17 protein-coding genes and 1 pseudogene are annotated in these 17,011 nt (G+C 61.0%); 11 read left to right on the top strand and 7 right to left on the bottom strand.

Annotated elements, in window-relative coordinates; genetic code table 11:
- The first annotated feature begins 5 nt into the window (after positions 1-5).
- Together J5N58_RS08990 and J5N58_RS08985 are read left to right on the top strand one after the other, a co-directional pair.
- Positions 6-1,073, top strand: coding sequence for a D-alanyl-D-alanine carboxypeptidase family protein (locus tag J5N58_RS08990; RefSeq protein WP_244710693.1), 1,068 nt, complete (start codon positions 6-8; stop codon positions 1,071-1,073).
- Positions 1,074-1,087: 14 nt separating this feature from the next.
- Entirely contained in the window at positions 1,088-2,254 is a 1,167-nt protein-coding gene (locus J5N58_RS08985; RefSeq protein ID WP_113443083.1) for a CobW family GTP-binding protein, read from the top strand.
- 70 nt (positions 2,255-2,324) lie between these two features.
- Here the strand turns inward: J5N58_RS08985 and J5N58_RS08980 are convergent, their stop codons facing one another.
- The 4 genes from J5N58_RS08980 to xerD all read right to left on the bottom strand — a co-directional run bounded on the left by J5N58_RS08980 (position 2,325) and on the right by xerD (position 5,993).
- The gene (locus J5N58_RS08980; protein ID WP_112830375.1) at positions 2,325-2,561 is read right to left on the bottom strand and encodes a sulfurtransferase TusA family protein; all 237 of its coding nucleotides are present in this window, start codon (positions 2,559-2,561) and stop codon (positions 2,325-2,327) included.
- Positions 2,562-2,566: 5 nt separating this feature from the next.
- Positions 2,567-3,847 carry a L,D-transpeptidase family protein gene (locus J5N58_RS08975; protein WP_244710543.1) on the bottom strand — a complete coding sequence of 427 codons (1,281 nt, stop codon included), beginning with the start codon at positions 3,845-3,847 and terminating at the stop codon, positions 2,567-2,569.
- A gap of 173 nt (positions 3,848-4,020) precedes the next feature.
- Positions 4,021-4,974 carry an acetyl-CoA carboxylase carboxyltransferase subunit alpha gene (locus tag J5N58_RS08970; RefSeq protein WP_112830701.1) on the bottom strand — a complete coding sequence of 318 codons (954 nt, stop codon included), beginning with the start codon at positions 4,972-4,974 and terminating at the stop codon, positions 4,021-4,023.
- 77 nt (positions 4,975-5,051) lie between these two features.
- Entirely contained in the window at positions 5,052-5,993 is a 942-nt protein-coding gene (xerD, locus tag J5N58_RS08965; RefSeq protein ID WP_113438933.1) for a site-specific tyrosine recombinase XerD, read from the bottom strand.
- 316 nt (positions 5,994-6,309) lie between these two features.
- Here xerD and J5N58_RS08960 point away from each other — a divergent pair, with 316 nt between their 5' ends.
- The 3 genes and pseudogenes from J5N58_RS08960 to J5N58_RS08950 all read left to right on the top strand — a co-directional run.
- On the top strand, positions 6,310-6,906 hold the full coding sequence (locus J5N58_RS08960; protein ID WP_112830372.1) for a shikimate kinase: 597 nt from the start codon (positions 6,310-6,312) through the stop codon (positions 6,904-6,906).
- Positions 6,899-8,026, top strand: a complete 1,128-nt coding sequence (aroB, locus tag J5N58_RS08955) for a 3-dehydroquinate synthase (protein WP_112830371.1) — start codon at positions 6,899-6,901, stop codon at positions 8,024-8,026. The genes J5N58_RS08960 and aroB overlap by 8 nt, the downstream gene beginning before the upstream one ends.
- Positions 8,027-8,037: 11 nt before the next feature.
- Positions 8,038-8,907: pseudogene (locus J5N58_RS08950) on the top strand (HlyC/CorC family transporter); the annotation flags it as partial.
- Between the two features lie 66 nt (positions 8,908-8,973).
- On the opposite strand, the gene J5N58_RS08945 reads toward J5N58_RS08950, so the two are convergent.
- Positions 8,974-9,255, bottom strand: a complete 282-nt coding sequence (locus J5N58_RS08945) for a BolA family protein (protein WP_113338222.1) — start codon at positions 9,253-9,255, stop codon at positions 8,974-8,976.
- Positions 9,256-9,362: 107 nt separating this feature from the next.
- Between J5N58_RS08945 and J5N58_RS08940 the strand changes: the two genes are divergently transcribed.
- The 4 genes from J5N58_RS08940 (at position 9,363) to J5N58_RS08925 (ending at position 13,993) form a co-directional block, all read left to right on the top strand.
- Entirely contained in the window at positions 9,363-9,989 is a 627-nt protein-coding gene (locus tag J5N58_RS08940) for a J domain-containing protein (RefSeq protein WP_113338223.1), read from the top strand.
- A gap of 66 nt (positions 9,990-10,055) precedes the next feature.
- Positions 10,056-11,048 (top strand): cobaltochelatase subunit CobS, encoded by a 993-nt coding sequence (gene cobS, locus J5N58_RS08935; RefSeq protein ID WP_244710541.1) that lies wholly within the window; start codon positions 10,056-10,058, stop codon positions 11,046-11,048.
- A gap of 13 nt (positions 11,049-11,061) precedes the next feature.
- Complete coding sequence (gene cobT, locus J5N58_RS08930) at positions 11,062-12,966, top strand: cobaltochelatase subunit CobT (protein WP_244710538.1); 1,905 nt, start codon at positions 11,062-11,064, stop codon at positions 12,964-12,966.
- A complete protein-coding gene (locus tag J5N58_RS08925; protein ID WP_244710536.1) occupies positions 12,956-13,993 on the top strand; it encodes an esterase-like activity of phytase family protein in 1,038 nt (345 codons plus the stop codon). Before cobT ends, J5N58_RS08925 begins: the two co-directional genes overlap by 11 nt.
- A gap of 25 nt (positions 13,994-14,018) precedes the next feature.
- Here J5N58_RS08925 and J5N58_RS08920 read toward each other — a convergent pair whose 3' ends face one another.
- Together J5N58_RS08920 and rpmB are read right to left on the bottom strand one after the other, a co-directional pair.
- The gene (locus J5N58_RS08920; protein ID WP_112830365.1) at positions 14,019-14,654 is read right to left on the bottom strand and encodes a queuosine precursor transporter; all 636 of its coding nucleotides are present in this window, start codon (positions 14,652-14,654) and stop codon (positions 14,019-14,021) included.
- Positions 14,655-14,758: 104 nt separating this feature from the next.
- Positions 14,759-15,049 carry a 50S ribosomal protein L28 gene (gene rpmB / locus J5N58_RS08915; RefSeq protein ID WP_112830364.1) on the bottom strand — a complete coding sequence of 97 codons (291 nt, stop codon included), beginning with the start codon at positions 15,047-15,049 and terminating at the stop codon, positions 14,759-14,761.
- A gap of 240 nt (positions 15,050-15,289) precedes the next feature.
- On the opposite strand from rpmB, the gene J5N58_RS08910 reads away from it, so the two are divergent.
- Positions 15,290-16,054, top strand: a complete 765-nt coding sequence (locus J5N58_RS08910; RefSeq protein WP_113443080.1) for a DUF3108 domain-containing protein — start codon at positions 15,290-15,292, stop codon at positions 16,052-16,054.
- 40 nt (positions 16,055-16,094) lie between these two features.
- Entirely contained in the window at positions 16,095-16,982 is an 888-nt protein-coding gene (yddG, locus tag J5N58_RS08905; RefSeq protein WP_113447396.1) for an aromatic amino acid exporter YddG, read from the top strand.
- Positions 16,983-17,011: the final 29 nt, after the last annotated feature.

The raw sequence follows: 17,011 nt of genomic DNA, 5'->3' as shown, positions 1-17,011 counted from the left end.
GGGGGCTGGCAGCTCTCGTCTGCGTCCTGACTCTCGCGTTTCCGACGCTCTCCCATGCCAATCCCAAGATGGTCGTGGATGTCGGGTCGGGCCGGGTGATCGAACATGAAGATGCGTTCCGCAAGTGGTATCCGGCATCGCTCACCAAGATGATGACCGCCTATTCGACCTTCAAGGCGATCCGTGCGGGCGAGGTCTCGCTCGAAAGCGTGGTGACGATGAGCAAGAACGCCGCGGATCAGCCGGCGAGCAAGATGTATTACAAGCCGGGCGCCCAGTTGACGCTCGACAGCGCACTCAAGATCCTGCTGGTCAAATCGGCCAACGACATTGCCGTTGCTATCGGCGAGCGGGTCAGCGGGTCGGTCGATAACTTCGTTGCCCGCATGAATGCGGATGCAAGGAGCCTCGGCATGACCTCCTCGCATTTCATCAACCCCAATGGACTGCCGGGCAAGGGCCAGTACACAACCGCTCGCGATCTTGCGATCCTCGCGGTCGCATTGCGGCGCCAGTTTCCGGAATATGCCGGTTATTTCTCGCTGGAAGGGATCAATACCGGCAAAAAGGAATATCCCAATTACAACCTGCTCATCGGTCGTTTCGACGGCGCCGATGGCATGAAGACTGGTTATATCTGTGCGTCCGGCTTCAATCAGGTTTCCTCGGCGACGCGCAACGGCCGCACGGTCGTGTCCGTCGTGCTCGGTGCGGACAGTCTCGGCGGACGCGCCGATATTTCCGCCGAACTGCTGCAGAAGGCGTTGACGACATCGGGCAATTCCGGCCCGCGCCTCGATACGCTGCAGCCCTATGGGGACGCCTATGGCGAGGTGACCGATATCAGCGCCGAGGTCTGCAATCCGAAGGCGCGCGAAGTTCGTAGCGAAGGGCGCGACGAGGCCGGCCGCATGAAGCTGCGCTCGCCCCATATCCATGAAATGGGGCGGCCGCCACGCACGGTCTTTGCGGGTCTGATCCCCGGTACGGAAGCTCCCGCGAAGAAGCCGGGCAGCGCCGATGTCGCCGAGATCGCCAACGTGCCGATTCCGAAGCCGCGGCCCACATTCTGACTTCGAGAGATATCATGTCGCCTGTAAAAAGCCGGATTCCGGTTTCGATCATCACCGGCTTCCTCGGTGCCGGAAAGTCGACACTTCTCAACCGTATCCTCAAGGATGCGGCGATGAAGGATGCCGCCGTCATCATCAACGAGTTCGGAGAAGTCGGAATCGACCACATGTTGGTGGAGGCATCGAACGACTCCGTCATCGAGCTTGCGGACGGTTGCCTGTGCTGTACGGTTCGCGGCGAACTGGTCGAGACGCTGGCCATGCTGGTCGACGGCATGCAGACCGGCAGGTTGAAGCCGATCTCGCGGGTCGTGATCGAGACGACGGGACTTGCCGATCCGGCGCCGGTCATGCAATCGGTGATGGGGCATCCGGCCATCGCCCAGCATTTCGATCTCGATGGCGTGGTAACCGTCGTCGATGCCGTCAACGGCATGAAGACGCTGGACAGCTTCATTGAGGCGGTACGGCAGGTCGCGGTAGCCGACCGGCTGATCCTGACAAAGAAGACCCTCGCCGATGCCACAGGGATCGATGCGCTCGTGGCGAGGCTCAGAGAGCTCAATCCGCGTGCCGTGGTCACCGATGGCGACAGCGAGGAAGCCGGAGAGGTTGCCGTTCTTGTCAACGGGCTCTACGATCCGGCGACGAAGATCGCCGACGTCGACCGTTGGCTAAAGGACGAGATCGCGGAGGAACATCGTCACGACCATCACGACCATGGGCACCATGGTCACGGCCATCATGATGACCACGGGCACCACAGCCATGGGCATCATCACCATCATGACGTGAACAGGCACGGGGATGACATCCGTTCCTATTCGATCATCCATGACGCGCCGATCGATCCGATGGCGCTGGAGATGTTTCTCGATATTCTTCGCTCCACCCACGGAGATAAACTGCTGCGCATGAAGGCCGTGGTGGCGCTGACCGACCGGCCGGACTGGCCGGTGGTGTTGCACGGGGTACAGTCCATCTTTCATCCGCCGGTTCGCCTGCCGGGCTGGCCGGATCCATCGGATCGGCGCACGCGTCTGGTGTTGATTACTAGGGATCTGCCGGAAAGCTATGTGCGCGAACTGTTCGACGCCTTTACCGGACGTCCCGGAATTGACCGGCCGGACAGGGCTGCGCTCGAAGACAATCCGCTCGCCATTCCTGGCTTGAAGATATGAGGCGCCGAGATTTGGTGTCATGGCGCATGCCGTCATCGTGTAGCCGCTGCCGGTTTGCAGACAGCGGGCTCTAACGATCCGACCCCTTGCGGATGAGGAAACGATGACCGTCGTCGGTCCTGGTCGCCTCCAGGAGATCGTGGCCGTCTTCGCGGCAGAAATGCGGGATGTCGATCACAGCAAGTGGATCGGTGGTTTCGACCCTGAGTTCGGCCCCGGCGACCATGCCGGCCAGTCGGCGGCGGGTCTTGAGGACCGGCAGGGGGCATTTCAGTCCCTTGAGGTCATAGACCGCAGGCTCGCTCATGGCGACTACCAGAACTTCCAGAACGGTTTCTTTTCGGCCTGAGCGGTTTCCTGTGCCGGTGCGGTGGCGGCGTTCGCGGTCGCCGTCAGCGGATTGGGCTGCGGTACGGGAACGGCGGCCGGCGTGCCCTGCGGCGCGGTTGTCGCGGACAGAGCCGCAGCGGTCTGCTGCGGAAGCTGTGCGGTTGCCGGCGCGGGCGTGCTCTGGTTCGGTTTTGCAGCGGCCATGCGGGCAATCGCGGCCGGAGCCGAGGTCGGCGCAGCGGTCTGAGCAAGCTGCATTTTCTCGGCGTCCTCCACCGAGACAAGCTTGCCGGCCTTCAGGGCGGAACCGGTCGGCGCATAAGCGAGATCGTGACCCTTGCGCTGATCGGCGACGATCGCCTTGCGCTCGGCTTCGGTCGGATCGTACCAGACCTTGCCGCCAAGCTTCTTCAAGGCCTTTTCATAGGCCATCTGGTAGGTCTTGTTATAGGAATTCAACGCCATTTCCAGCGCCGGCGGGGTCGACATGGGCGGGCAGGCTGCGCCCGCACTCATGGCCTTGCCGCCTTCCACCTGCTGGTTGAAGACATATTTCTTGCCGCATATGCCGACTTCGGGCGGCCGCTTGGTCACCTCGAAATTGTCATAACCCACCTTCAGCATCTGCCAGAATTCGAAATGCTGGCTGTTGCGATGGCGCGCCATGTTTTCCGCCGTCATGCGGAAGGGGAAGGCCTGCAACTGAATGGTCTGCTGTCCACCCTTGAAAGCGTCGCGGGCAAAGGCGTAGATCTCGAGAATCTGTTCGTCGGTCATCGAATAGCAACCGGCCGACGAGCAAGCGCCATGGATCATCAGGTTCGTGCCGTTGCGGCCGTTCGCAACATCGTAACGGTTCGGGAAGCCGGTGTTGATCGCCAGGTAATATTTGGAATTCGGATTGAGATGCTGGGGCGAGAGGGGATAGAAGCCTTCCGGTGCCTGCCGGTCCCCTTCCTTCATCTTCGGGCCGAGGCGGCCGGACCAGGCGCAGATCGCGTATTCCTTGATCTTTTCGAAACGGTTGTCCGTCTTGGCTTTCCAGATCTCCAGAACGCCTTCTTCCTTGAAGATGCGGATGGCGATCGGCGAGTTGCGATCCATGCCCTTCGCCTGCATGTCCGCGAGGATCTTCGGCGAAAGGGGATGATCGTCCTTGTCCCTGACCTGGGAAAGATCGACGGTTTCGAGCGTTTCGTTGACTGTGCAACCGGCCAGAACTGTGGCGAGGGTCAAAACGAGGACTGACGATTTCCAACGCATTCGGGACGGCTCATCTCGAAGAAGATACAAGTGCTTTCGTCGGAAAGCGCCATGCTGCCAGTTTATGATTTCAATCTTTACAAACCATAAACCAAAGGCGCTTGCCCGACCAGTATAGTGCCGCCCCTAACGCCGCAAAGCAGCAGGATTGTGGCCGATTTGCACTGCAAGCCTCAGAGATTGCGCCCGATATTGAGGAATTTCTGGCGGCGGTCGTTGCGCAGCTTTTCGCCCGGCTGGCCAGAAAGCTCTGCAAGGGCGCCCGCGATGACATCGCCAGCGGTATCGATCACGCGCTCCGGATCACGGTGGGCGCCGCCGACCGGCTCGGGGATGATACCGTCGATAACGCCGAGTCCCTTGAGGTCGTCGGCAGTGATCTTCATGTTGGTGGCTGCCTCCTTGGCGCGGGTGGAATCGCGCCAGAGGATGGACGCGGCACCTTCCGGCGAAATAACCGAATAGATCGCGTGTTCCAGCATATAGACGCGGTTACCGGTTGCGATCGCGATGGCGCCCCCGGAGCCGCCTTCACCGATAACGACCGAGATGATCGGAACGTGCAGCGAAAGACACATTTCCGTCGAACGGGCGATCGCTTCCGCCTGGCCGCGTTCTTCGGCGCCGACGCCGGGATAAGCGCCGGCGGTGTCGATCAGGCTGACGACCGGCAGGCCAAAGCGGTCGGCCATTTCCATGATGCGGATGGCCTTGCGATAGCCCTCCGGACGGGGGCTTCCGAAATTGTGCTTGAGACGCGACTTGGTGTCGTTGCCCTTTTCCTGCCCGATGACGGCGACCGCCTGGCCGCGGAAACGGGCGAGGCCGGCCTGGATCGCGGCGTCCTCGGAGAATTTGCGGTCGCCTGCAAGCGGCGTGAAATCCGTAAACAGCCTGGCTGCGTAGTCAACGAAATGCGGACGCTGCGGATGGCGCGCGACCTGCGTCTTTTGCCAGGCGTTGAGCTTGGAATAGATCTCCACCATGGCCTCGCCGACCCTGGCTTCCAGTCGACCGATTTCCTCGGACGTGTCGATGCTCTGGTCTTCCTCGGCAAGTTTCTTCAGCTCGTGGATCTTTGCCTCGAGGTCGGAGATGGGCTTTTCGAAGTCGAGATAGTTGTGCATGAAATCCGTTCCGATCTTTCTGCCCTGGGCCATTCTTAAACATGGCGCTGGCATTGCCAGTCTGGAGAGCCGAGGCTCTAATCGTGGTTTTTGGCCTGTTTTGCAAGGGGGTGATGTGTCTGGACCAGCTTCTGAAGCCTTTCATCCAGCACATGTGTATAGATTTGGGTCGTGGAAATGTCGCTGTGGCCCAGCAATTCCTGCACGACGCGCAGATCCGCGCCGTTCTGCAGGAGGTGGCTGGCAAAGGCATGGCGCAACACATGCGGAGAAATGGCTGACGCCTTCAGGCCGGCTCGGATTGCAAGATCCTTAAGGTCGCGGGCGAAAACCTGCCGGGGCAAATAACCTTCCTTGCTGGCGGCGGGGAAAAGGAAAGGGCCGGTCTCGCCGCCCGTATCCGCGGCCAGCCTTTGACCGTAGTGGGCAACTGCCGCGATCGCCGCACGGGAGAGAGGCACCAGCCTTTCCTTGTTTCCCTTGCCGCGGATCATCAGGAAACGCCCTTCCTGGGCCAGAACCTTGACCGGCAGCGCCACCAGTTCGCTGACGCGCATGCCTGTCGCATAAAGCAGTTCCAGCAGGGCCAGCATGCGCAGCCGGGATAATTGCCCTGGGTCCGGCATGGCCGCTTCCTCCGCGGCCAGCGAGAGCAGTCGGTTCACGTCCTCCATCGAGAGTGTCTTGGGCAGGGGCCGCGCTTTTTTCGGGGAATCGAGGATCGCCGTCGGATCGTCGCCTCTCAAGCCCTCGGCATAGAGAAACTTGTAGAACTGCCGCATGGTGGAGAGGCGCCGCGCCTGCGAGGTCGGCTCGTATCTTCGCCTGGCGAGGTCCGACAGATAGGCGGAAAGGGCCTGCCGGTCGGCCGCGTACAGGCTAATGCGGCGGGAGGACAGGAACTCGTGGAGATCGTCCAGATCGCGTTCATAGGATGAAAGCGTGTTGGCCGCGGCGCCGCGTTCAGCGCTCATCATCTCCAAAAAGGCCTCCACGTGGGCCCGGCTCAGATCGGACAAGGTGGCCTCCGCTGATTATTGCGCTGGCGGATTGACGCGCTCAGATGGAATGCGAACGGTGACTTCCCGTTCCCGCGGCTCCACGAAAACCACCAGCGACCACATGATGCCATAAACGATCGCAACGGCAGTGGCGCAAAAGAAAAGGAAACGGAACAAGGTTGGCATGGCATCGTCCTCGGGTCAGGCCGAAAGCTGATATGACGACGTATCCTGCGCATTGCAAGGCGCGCGGCCATCGCTTTCCTTCATGCGTATGGCTTGACGCTTGCCCTTCATTTGTAAATACCGTGTTAAAACACTTGCGAACAGGCCGATGACCGATACGATTTTTCCCGATGTCCCGACTTTGGGCGAACGCGCCCGGGCCGCGCTGGGGCGCCGCAATCTCGTTTTCGTCGGATTGATGGGCGCGGGAAAATCCGCGATCGGCAGGATGGTCGCGGGGCAGCTCGGTCTGCCGTTCGTCGATACCGACATGGAAATCGAACGTGTCTCGCGCATGACGATCAGTGAGCTGTTTGCGGCTTATGGCGAGGACGAGTTCCGCGCTCTTGAGACGCGCGTCATCAAGCGCCTGCTCAAGTCCGGTCCACGGGTGGTTTCCACCGGCGGTGGGGCCTTCATCAACGAGAGAACACGCAAGCAGATCGAGAGGGGCGGCATTTCACTGTGGCTCAATGCCGATCTCGACGTGCTCTGGGAGCGGGTCAACAAGCGCGATCACCGGCCTCTTCTCAAGACGGAAAATCCCAAGAAGACGCTGGAAGACCTGATGCAGAAGCGCTACCCGATCTATGCGCTGGCGGATATCACCGTCCTGTCGCGCGACGTGCGCAAGGAGGTCATCGCCAATGAGGTTCTAGCGGCGATCATCGATTACACGGCAAAGGCAGCAAGCAAGAATGAGTAGATCAGACAATACCGAACGGCTGGTGCATGTCCCGCTGGGCGAGCGCTCGTATGACATTCTGATCGGACCCGGCCTGATCGGCCGGGCGGGCGGAGAAATTTCCACGCGGATCAAGGGTCGCAAGGCAGCGATCATCACCGACGAGCATGTCGGCGCGCTCTATCTCGACCCGCTGATGGACAGCCTGCAGACCGATGGCATCGAAGCCGTGTCGCTCAGCCTGCCGCCGGGAGAGAAGACCAAGAGCTTCGATTGCCTGACCAAGGTTTGCGACGTGCTGCTCGAGGCGCGGATCGAGCGAAACGACACCGTCATCGCGCTCGGCGGCGGCGTGATCGGGGATCTCACCGGTTTTGCGGCTGGGATCGTCCGCCGCGGGGTCCGTTTCGTGCAGATCCCGACGTCGCTCCTGTCGCAGGTCGACAGCTCCGTCGGGGGCAAGACCGGCATCAACACCCGGCACGGCAAGAACCTCGTCGGCATCTTCAATCAGCCCGATCTCGTTCTTGCTGATACCGACGTGCTGAACACGCTGAGCGAGCGCGAATTCCGTGCGGGCTATGCCGAAGTCGCAAAATACGGACTTATCGACAAGCCGGATTTCTTCGAATGGCTCGAACGCAACTGGAAAGACGTGTTTTCCGGTGGCGAGGCCCGCATCGAGGCGATCGCCACGAGCTGTCAGGCGAAGGCGGACGTGGTGGCGGCGGACGAGCGCGAACATGGCCGTCGCGCCCTCCTGAACCTCGGCCATACCTTCGGCCATGCCCTGGAAGCCGCGACCGAATATGACAGTCGCCGTCTCGTTCATGGAGAGGGGGTCTCGATCGGCATGGTGCTGGCGCACCAGTTTTCCGCCCGGCTCAATCTGGCAAGCCCGGACGATGCGGGGCGGGTCGAGGCTCATCTCAAGGCCGTCGGGTTGCCGACCCGGATCGACGAAATTCCCGGTGAACTGCCGTCGACCGAATTCCTGATGGATGCCATCGCCCAGGACAAGAAGGTCAAGAGTGGTAAGCTTACCTTCATCCTGACCCGCGGCATCGGCCAGTCCTTCGTCGCCGACGACGTGCCGGCCTCCGAAGTGTTCAGCTTCCTGGAGGAAAAGCGGGAAAAATGACATCCGGGGATGGCTTGCTGTCGCGCGCTGTCAATGCCTTGATCCGCAGCCTGTTGCGCATCACGGGCGTGCCTCTTGGCGGGGAAACGCTGGCGCTCGCCAATTCCGACACGCTGCACGTGGCGCTCCAACTCATGCAGCGCGAGGCCTCCACAGACAAGCAGGATCGCGACCGGCTGAGCGGCCTTTTCGAACTGGATGAGCTCGAGATTTCAGACGTCATGCGGCATCGCACCGCGATGCGGGGCGTCAATGTCGATGATCCGCCAGAGGTGGCGGTTCGGGCGGTGCTGGAAAGCCCTTATACGCGCATGCCTCTCTGGAAGGGGTCCGCCGAGAACATTGTCGGCGTGGTGCATGCCAAGGACCTGTTGCGGGCGCTCGCCGAGCCCGGCGTCGAGCCGGAAAAGCTCGATATTACCAAGGTTGCGCAGAAGCCCTGGTTCGTGCCTGACACCACTAGCCTTCGGGATCAGCTCGGTGCCTTCCTGCGGCGCAAAGTGCATTTCGCCGTGGTCGTCGACGAGTATGGCGAGGTCCAGGGCATCGTGACCCTTGAGGATATTCTTGAGGAGATCGTCGGCGATATCGCCGATGAGCACGATCTCGAAATTCAGGGTGTGCGTCAGGAAGCGGATGGCTCCATCGTGGTGGATGGCTCCGTGCCGATCCGCGACCTCAACCGGGCGCTCGATTGGAGCCTGCCGGACGAGGAAGCGACGACGATTGCCGGTCTTGTCATCCATGAATCGAAATCCATACCGGAGGAGCGCCAGGCGTTCACGTTCCACGGCAAGCGGTTCATTGTGATGAAGCGCGAGAAGAACCGCCTGACCAAGCTCAGGATCCGTCCGGTCGACGATGCGGCGAGATCGGAATAACGCTTGAAATCGCCTCGTCCGGGAACCATCTGAGGGTGGTTCCCACGACGACGGATCGCCTTGCGGCTACCAGCGGGTTTCCTCGCCCGGTGCGGCGGGCTCTATCGCCAGCGCATGCAGGCCGGCGTCGAGTTCCGGCTGAAGCAGCGCGGTGATCGCCCGGTGGCGGGCGAGCCTCGGCATGCCGCTGAAAGCGGCCGCCACGATCCTGACCCGCATGTGGGTTTCGCCCGTGCCTGTGATGTCCGGCTGATGACCGGCGTGATGGGCGCTTTCATCAATCACGAGAAGCCGCTCAGGCGAAAAGGCCGCGCGCAGTTTCGCCTCAATTGTGGTGCGTATGGACATGCTTTACCGCCCTGCTTCGGCAGCCCCCGAAAAAGCCCCCACAAAGCTCCCAACATTCGCGTTTGTCAATTCTTGTCGTCATTTGCCGGAGGCACCATAATCACCGGATGAAACTCGATTCAAAATATTTCGATCGGATCCGGACGCGTCGGAAAAAGGCGCCGGAAGCCGAGTCGGCACCTGCGACCTGTCAGTGGGACGGCTGCGACAAGCCGGGCGTGCATCGCGCGCCGGTCGGTCGCAACGCCGAGGGGCAGTTTTTTCTGTTCTGCTTCGAGCATGTGAAGGAATACAACAAGGGCTATAATTATTTCTCCGGCCTCTCCGACGGCGAGATCGCGCGCTACCAGAAGGAAGCGATTACCGGTCATCGTCCGACCTGGACGGTTGGCGTCAACAAGGCTGCCCGTTCGAGCCCCCTTCACTCGACCGCGCGGTCGGGTTCCGCGGCCTCCCAGGCACGCCTGAAGGACCCTTTCGGTTTCGTGCAGCAGAGCCGCGGCAATGGGCCGCGCTTCCAACCGCAGCTGCGGAAACTGAAGAGTCTGGAAGCCAAGGCCTTCGATACGCTGGGGCTTTCCGGCAATTCTTCTGCAGCGGAGATCAAGAGCCGTTACAAGGAGCTTGTAAAAAAACACCATCCTGACGCAAATGGCGGAGACCGAGGCTCGGAAGAGCGCTTTCGCGCTGTTATTCAAGCGTATCAATTGTTAAAGCAGGCTGGTTTCTGTTAATCCGAAGCTTGGGCAAGAAGCTTCATTTTATGCGGCCGGCTCCGGGGCGTCCGGCATGGAGAGACGATGAGCAAAATTGAACTTGATATTTCCAATCTCCCCGACACGACTGTGTCGGTTCGCGAGGTTTTCGGCATCGACACCGACCTGCGCGTGCCGGCCTACAGCAAGGGAGATGCCTATGTGCCGGATCTCGACCCCGATTATCTGTTCGACCGCGAAACCACGCTCGCCATTCTTGCCGGCTTCGCCCATAATCGCCGCGTGATGGTTTCCGGTTTCCACGGAACCGGCAAGTCTACCCATATCGAACAGGTTGCCGCCCGTCTGAACTGGCCGTGCGTGCGCATCAACCTCGACAGCCATGTCAGCCGTATCGACCTCGTCGGCAAAGACGCCATCGTTCTCAAGGATGGCAAGCAGATCACCGAGTTCAAGGACGGCATCCTGCCCTGGGCCTATCAGCACAATGTCGCGCTCGTGTTCGACGAATACGATGCCGGACGTCCGGACGTGATGTTCGTGATCCAGCGCGTGCTGGAATCGTCCGGACGCCTGACGCTTCTCGACCAGAGCCGCGTCATCCGGCCTCATCCGGCCTTCCGCCTATTCGCGACCGCCAACACCGTCGGTCTCGGCGACACCACAGGCCTCTATCACGGCACGCAGCAGATCAACCAGGCCCAGATGGACCGCTGGTCGATCGTTACCACGCTGAACTATCTGCCGCACGACAAGGAAGTCGATATCGTTCTCGCCAAGGTGAAGAGCTTTGCGGGCAACGATGCCGGCCGTGACACCGTTTCGCGCATGGTCCGTCTGGCGGATCTGACGCGCGCAGCCTTCATGAACGGCGACCTTTCGACGGTCATGAGCCCACGTACCGTCATCACCTGGGCCGAGAATGCCGAGATCTTCGGCGATGTTGCCTTCGCCTTCCGCGTGACCTTCCTCAATAAGTGCGACGAACTCGAGCGTACGCTGGTGGCCGAGCAGTACCAGCGCGCCTTCGGTGTCGAACTCAAGGAGAGCGCCGCCAATATCGTTGTAGGCGCATAAGAAGGCGATCGAAATGGCAGGTCGCGGCGACAATGTGAACGCGAAGCCCGGTGCGGGCGTCGATACCGAGCCGATGCGGCGGGCGATAACTGGCTGCGTGCGGTCGGTTGCCGGCAGTCCCGAGGTTGAAGTGGTGTTCGCCAATGAGCGGCCCGGCCTTGCCGGCGAGCGCGTGCGCCTGCCGGAGCTTTCCAAGCGACCGACGGCTCATGAGCTTGCCGTGACCCGTGGTCTCGGCGATTCCATGGCGCTTCGCATTGCCTGCCATGACCAGAAGGTGCATGCCGCCCTGGCGCCGCAGGGTGCGGATGCCCGCGCCGTTTTCGATGCGGTGGAGCAGGCGCGGGTTGAATCGATCGGAGCGCTCAGAATGAGCGGTATGGCCGCCAATATGAGCGCGATGAATTCGGAAAAATACGCCAAGGCGAATTTCTCCGGCATCAGCCGGCAGGAGGATGCTCCGATCCAGGAGGCCGTCGCCATGCTAGTCCGCGAGCAGCTCACGGGAGAAAAGCCCCCGGCCAGCGCCGGCAAGGTGCTTGATCTATGGCGTCCTTTCATCATGGAGAAGGCGGCCTCCAGCCTCAATGAACTGAAAGACGCGATCGACGATCAGCAGGCCTTCGCCAAGGTTATCAGACATATGCTCTCGGCCATGGAAATGGCGGAGGATGTCGGCGAGGACCAAGAGGAAGGCGACGAAGACCAGTCGACCGACGAGGATCAACCGCGCAGCAACGAAGAAGAACAGGAAAACGCCGAAGAAGAGGCCGGTTCGGAATCCGCTCCCGCCGAGGAAAGCGAAGCCTCGCAGGAACAGATGGAAGACGGCGAGATGGACGGCGCCGAAATCTCCGACGACGACATGTCGGACGAGGGCGATGACGATTCCGAAACGCCCGGCGAAATGCGCCGGCCGGCCAGTCCCTTCGACGATTTCAACGAGAAGGTCGATTACCGGATCTACACCCAGGAATTCGACGAGGTCATCACGGCGGAAGAGCTTTGCGACGAAGCCGAACTTGATCGTCTCCGGTCCTTCCTCGACAAGCAGCTCGCACATCTGCAGGGTGCCGTGGGACGCTTGGCGAACAGGCTTCAGCGTCGTCTGATGGCGCAGCAGAACCGTTCCTGGGACTTCGACCTGGAAGAAGGCTATCTCGATACCGCCCGCCTGACCCGTCTGGTGATCGATCCGATGCAGCCTCTGTCCTTCAAGCGGGAGCGCGACACCAAGTTCCGCGACACGGTCGTGACGCTGGTGATCGACAATTCCGGTTCGATGCGCGGCCGGCCGATCACGGTTGCGGCCACCTGCGCCGATATTCTTGCCCGCACGCTTGAGCGTTGCGGCGTCAAGGTCGAGATCCTCGGCTTCACGACAAAGGCCTGGAAGGGCGGTCAGTCGAGGGAGAAGTGGCTGGCGAGCGGCAAGCCCGCGACGCCCGGTCGCCTCAACGACCTGCGCCATATCGTCTACAAGTCCGCCGATGCTCCGTGGCGGCGCGCCCGCCGCAATCTCGGTCTGATGATGCGCGAGGGTCTGCTCAAGGAGAACATCGACGGCGAGGCCTTGATGTGGGCGCACGGCCGTCTTATGGCGCGGCAGGAGCAGCGCAAGATCCTGATGATGATCTCGGATGGCGCGCCGGTCGACGATTCGACGCTGTCGGTCAATCCGGGCAATTATCTGGAGCGCCACCTGCGCGCCGTGATCGAACAGATCGAGACGCGTTCGCCGATCGAACTGCTTGCCATCGGGATCGGGCACGATGTGACGCGCTACTATCGCAAGGCTGTGACCATCGTCGACGCAGACGAGTTGGCGGGTGCGATGACCGAACAGCTTGCTGCACTTTTCGAGGACCAGAGCGAGAGCGGCGGCAAGCGCGGCGGTCGCACGCGCCGTGCTGGCTGACCGCGTGGGGGCTGGAGAATTGCGGTCTGGACGGCTGCTTGCGGCTGCACTGATCGGTATTTCCGTTGCGTGGGGTGATGTGGGCGCTGCGGGCGAGATTGTTGCCGCACCCATGGACGCCCGGCCGATCACCTCTTTCCTGCCTGGCTCCGGCGACACCCGTTTCGGTGCGTTTGAATTTTTGGGCGGGCTCGAGCTTTCCTCCTCCGAACGGCTCTTCGGGGCATGGTCGTCGATCAGGTTGACCGATGACGGGCGGAAATTCATCGGTGTTCTCGATACCGGTCACTGGCTGACGGGTTCGATCAAGCGAGACCCATCCGGTCGTCTTGCTGGTCTGGACGATGTGACGATTGCGCCGATGCTAGATGCCGCCGGCCGCAGTTCGGCGCCGAAGCGCACTGTTGATGCGGAGAGCCTTGCCCTGCGCGGCGATGAAGCCTTCGTCGGTTTCGAGCAGGTGCATCGCGTCACGGGCTATTCTCCGCTTTCGACCATTGAGACCGCGCGGCCGTTCCTGCGGGCACTGCCCTTGCCATTTCCGGCAGGCAGATTGCGCGGCAACGGTGGGATCGAGACGCTGGCTGTCGCCTCCCAGGATGGGCCGCTGAAGGGCGGTCTCGTGGCAATTGCGGAGAAGAGCGTCGACAGCGACGGCAACCTCTTTGCCGGTATTCTCGACGGTCCCCTGAAAGGCGGTTTTCGCGTGGTGCCTCACGACGGCTTCGACGTGACCGACGGGGATTTTCTGCCCGATGGCGACATGCTGCTGCTGGAACGCCGGTTCACCATCGCCACGGGCGTTGCGATGCGCTTGCGCCGGATCGAGGCCGCAAGCCTCAAGCCCGGTGCCGTCGTTGACGGCGAGATCATTCTCGAGGCCAACGGTTCCGCAGAGATCGATAATATGGAGGGGTTGGACACCTTTGTCGCTGCAGACGGGTCCACCCATGTCATCCTGGTTTCGGACGACAATCATTCGATCCTGCAGCGGACGGTGATGCTGGAATTCCGGCTCGTGGACTGACGAGCCGGAACAATCGATGTCGAAATCAGGCGGAGCGGGCCGGAGCCATGGGCTTCAGCACGTTCATCAGGGCTCCATAAGGCAGAAGCATGAAGAGGCCGACAAGTATCTTCACGCACAGGTCACCCAGCGCCCAGGAGATCCAGCGCGGAGCCTCGGTGGAGAAGATGCCGAGGATCGGAGCCGATGCGATGGCAAAATCGTCGTTGGGGCCGATCATCGAGAAAATGGGAGCAAAGGACAGCGAAAAGAAGATCGCGGTGTCCAGGGCCGAGCCGATGAGCGAGCCCATCAGTGGCGCCTTCCACCAGTCAAGCCGGCGCAGGCGATTGAAGACGGAGATGTCGAGCAGCTGGCCGGCCAGATAGGCGGAGCCGGATGCAATCGCGATGCGGGGCTGCGAGGTGACGAAGGAGAGGACGACGCCCACCACAAAGCCCATGAAAACCACCTTGCGAGCGGTCGAGGGGCCGAACTGGCGGTTGGTCAGATCTGTAATCAGGAAGGCGACCGGATAGGTGAAGGCACCGTAGGTCAGGAGATCGCCGAGATTGATGCCTGCGAATTCGCCAGAAAGCGGATACTGGACGAGAATGTTGGATGCGACCACCACGGCCGTCATCAGCAGGCTGTAAACGAAAATAGCACGTGTCATCTGCATTTTTTTATCCTGGGTGATGCCACCAGTTGGAGGGACAAAGGAAAAGGCCTGCCGATTAACCCGGTCAAGCCTTCATGCCTTTGATAGCGATGTGGTGCAGAAGCTTATGCGGCTTCTGCGGTCTTCTTGACGATCTGGCGGCGCAGAAGGCGCGCGCGCATCGACAGTTCGTTTTCGTTCGCCTTCAGCAGGAAGGCATCGAGGCCACCGCGATGCTCGACGGAGCGGAGGGCGGCAGCGGAAACGCGCAGGCGGAAACGCTGGCCAAGTGCATCCGAGATCAGCGTGACGTCACACAGGTTCGGCAGGAACTTGCGCTTGGTCTTGTTGTTCGCGTGGCTCACATTGTTGCCCGACTGGACGCCCTTGCCGGTCAATTCGCAACTGCGGGACATGGTACACCTATTTTTCTTTGCCAATGCACTGCTTCCGGACAACAGCCGGTCAAGCAATCCAACGGCGCTTGATTGGAAAGTTGCGGTTCTATAGTCAGACTGGCCGGCCACGTCAAGCCAAAGCTTGGATTTTCCTTCACGCGCGGGCCATTTCCGCTATGTTCTTGCCACAGTCCGGTTGAAGGATAAAGCTCGAAGCGATTTGCCGAATGCGCTTTCTCGAACCCGGGGGTCCCAATCTTGCGTTTCTCCAGCCTTGCTTTTGCTGTTGCGGTGTCGGTTGCCACATCTGCGGCCGGGCAGGATATTCGCTACCGGACGGACTACAGCGTTTCGCTCGGTGCACTGCCGATCGCCAGGGCTTCGTTCCTGACGGAGGTGAACAACGAGAACTACAAGATTTCCGCCAATTTCCGCTCGTCCGGGCTCATTGACATCATTTCCCGGATTTCCGCAGAGAGCACCGTTTCCGGTCTCCTGAGCGGCCAGCGCATGCAGGCGCAGCATTATCGACTGGTCTATCAGACGGGCAGGAAGACCAGCGTCTATGACGTCAGCTACCAGAACGGCAATGTTACGAAGACCGTTGTCGAACCGCCGCCCAAGCCGCGTTCTGCAAGCTGGATCGCCGTGACCGACGAAGACCTCAAATCGGTATTCGATCCGATCACTGGGCTCATTGTTCCCGATGGCGAAGCCGTCTGCCCGCGGACGCTGCCGATCTATGACGGCGAGAGCCGGATGGATCTCATCATGACGCCGAAGGGGACGCGCAGTTTTACCGCCGGAGACGTGGAAGGAGAGGCTGTCGTCTGCGGTATTCGATATGTCCCGAAGTCCGGCTTTCGCAAGGGACGCAAGGATATCGAATATCTTCGCAGCGTGACCGGCATGGAAATCTGGTTTGCCAAGACGGCACAGCTGAAGGTATACGCTCCGGTCTACGCGCGCGTGCCGACGCGCATGGGCACTCTGTATGTAACCGCCGTCAAGTTTGACGGCTGATGACGCGGGAACGCCTCTATTCCCGCAATGGGGGATAAAGGTGAAGATCAGGTCGACGCTTATCGGGTTCACGGCCATTCTCATGTGGTCGTTTCTGGCGCTGCTGACGGCCGCCTCCGGCAAGATGCCGCCCTTCCAGCTTTCGGCGATCACCTTTGCGATCGGCAGCCTGCCTGGCATCATAACCTTCATCCTCCGGCCCGAGCGGATCCGGCAGCTACGGCAACCCGCCAGGGTCTGGCTCACCGGCGTGATCGGGCTTTTCGGCTACCATTTCCTTTATTTCACCGCGCTCAGAAACGCTCCGGCCGTCGAGGCCGGGCTGATCGCCTATCTATGGCCGCTGCTGATCGTTGTGGGTTCAGCGCTGCTGCCGGGTGAAAAGCTGCGCTGGTATCACGTCCTCGGCGCGATGGCCGGTCTTGCCGGCACGGTGCTGATCGTTGCTAAGAACGGCATCTCCTTCGACCCTGCCTATGGCTTCGGTTATTTTGCCGCTTTTCTCTGCGCTTTCACCTGGTCGGCCTATTCGCTGATGACGCGGCGTTTCGAAGCCGCTTCGACGGATGTCGTCACGGGCTTCTGCCTCGCGACCTCGCTCCTTTCGCTCGTCTGCCATCTGGGGTTGGAGACGACCGTGTGGCCGGAATCGGCTTCTCAATGGATCGCCGTGGTCGGCCTCGGCCTCTTCCCCGTCGGTCTTGCCTTCTACGCCTGGGATTACGGCGTGAAAAACGGCGATATCCAGATCCTCGGAGCGTCTTCCTACGCGGCACCGCTGCTCTCGACGCTGATCCTCACGCTCTTCGGTTTTGCGGAGCCGAGCCTCAGGATCGGCCTTGCCTGCCTGTTGATTACGGGCGGAGCCATGCTCGCCGCCCGGGATATGATCCGTCGGCGTCAGCCTGAAGTGGAAGTGGAGGCTTGACGGTTCTGCGCCGCATGCCAAAGTGCCGG

This window comes from Paenirhizobium cremeum, from assembly GCF_022884085.1.
GTDB lineage: Bacteria > Pseudomonadota > Alphaproteobacteria > Rhizobiales > Rhizobiaceae > Allorhizobium > Allorhizobium cremeum.
The sequence above is the reverse complement of the archived record's forward strand: the minus strand, read 5'-3'. Positions and strand labels throughout refer to the sequence as shown.

What these genes read in the sequence shown, in the direction of transcription:
- J5N58_RS08985 (WP_113443083.1), top strand. Translation starts at nt 1,088, where the DNA reads ATGTCGCCTGTAAAAAGCCGGATTCCGGTTTCGATCATCACCGGCTTC.
- J5N58_RS08980 (WP_112830375.1), bottom strand. Translation starts at nt 2,561, where the DNA reads ATGAGCGAGCCTGCGGTCTATGACCTCAAGGGACTGAAATGCCCCCTG.
- J5N58_RS08975 (WP_244710543.1), bottom strand. Translation starts at nt 3,847, where the DNA reads ATGCGTTGGAAATCGTCAGTCCTCGTTTTGACCCTCGCCACAGTTCTG.
- J5N58_RS08970 (WP_112830701.1), bottom strand. Translation starts at nt 4,974, where the DNA reads ATGCACAACTATCTCGACTTCGAAAAGCCCATCTCCGACCTCGAGGCA.
- J5N58_RS08960 (WP_112830372.1), top strand. Translation starts at nt 6,310, where the DNA reads ATGACCGATACGATTTTTCCCGATGTCCCGACTTTGGGCGAACGCGCC.
- aroB (WP_112830371.1), top strand. Translation starts at nt 6,899, where the DNA reads ATGAGTAGATCAGACAATACCGAACGGCTGGTGCATGTCCCGCTGGGC.
- J5N58_RS08945 (WP_113338222.1), bottom strand. Translation starts at nt 9,255, where the DNA reads ATGTCCATACGCACCACAATTGAGGCGAAACTGCGCGCGGCCTTTTCG.
- J5N58_RS08940 (WP_113338223.1), top strand. Translation starts at nt 9,363, where the DNA reads ATGAAACTCGATTCAAAATATTTCGATCGGATCCGGACGCGTCGGAAA.
- cobS (WP_244710541.1), top strand. Translation starts at nt 10,056, where the DNA reads ATGAGCAAAATTGAACTTGATATTTCCAATCTCCCCGACACGACTGTG.
- cobT (WP_244710538.1), top strand. Translation starts at nt 11,062, where the DNA reads ATGGCAGGTCGCGGCGACAATGTGAACGCGAAGCCCGGTGCGGGCGTC.
- J5N58_RS08920 (WP_112830365.1), bottom strand. Translation starts at nt 14,654, where the DNA reads ATGCAGATGACACGTGCTATTTTCGTTTACAGCCTGCTGATGACGGCC.
- rpmB (WP_112830364.1), bottom strand. Translation starts at nt 15,049, where the DNA reads ATGTCCCGCAGTTGCGAATTGACCGGCAAGGGCGTCCAGTCGGGCAAC.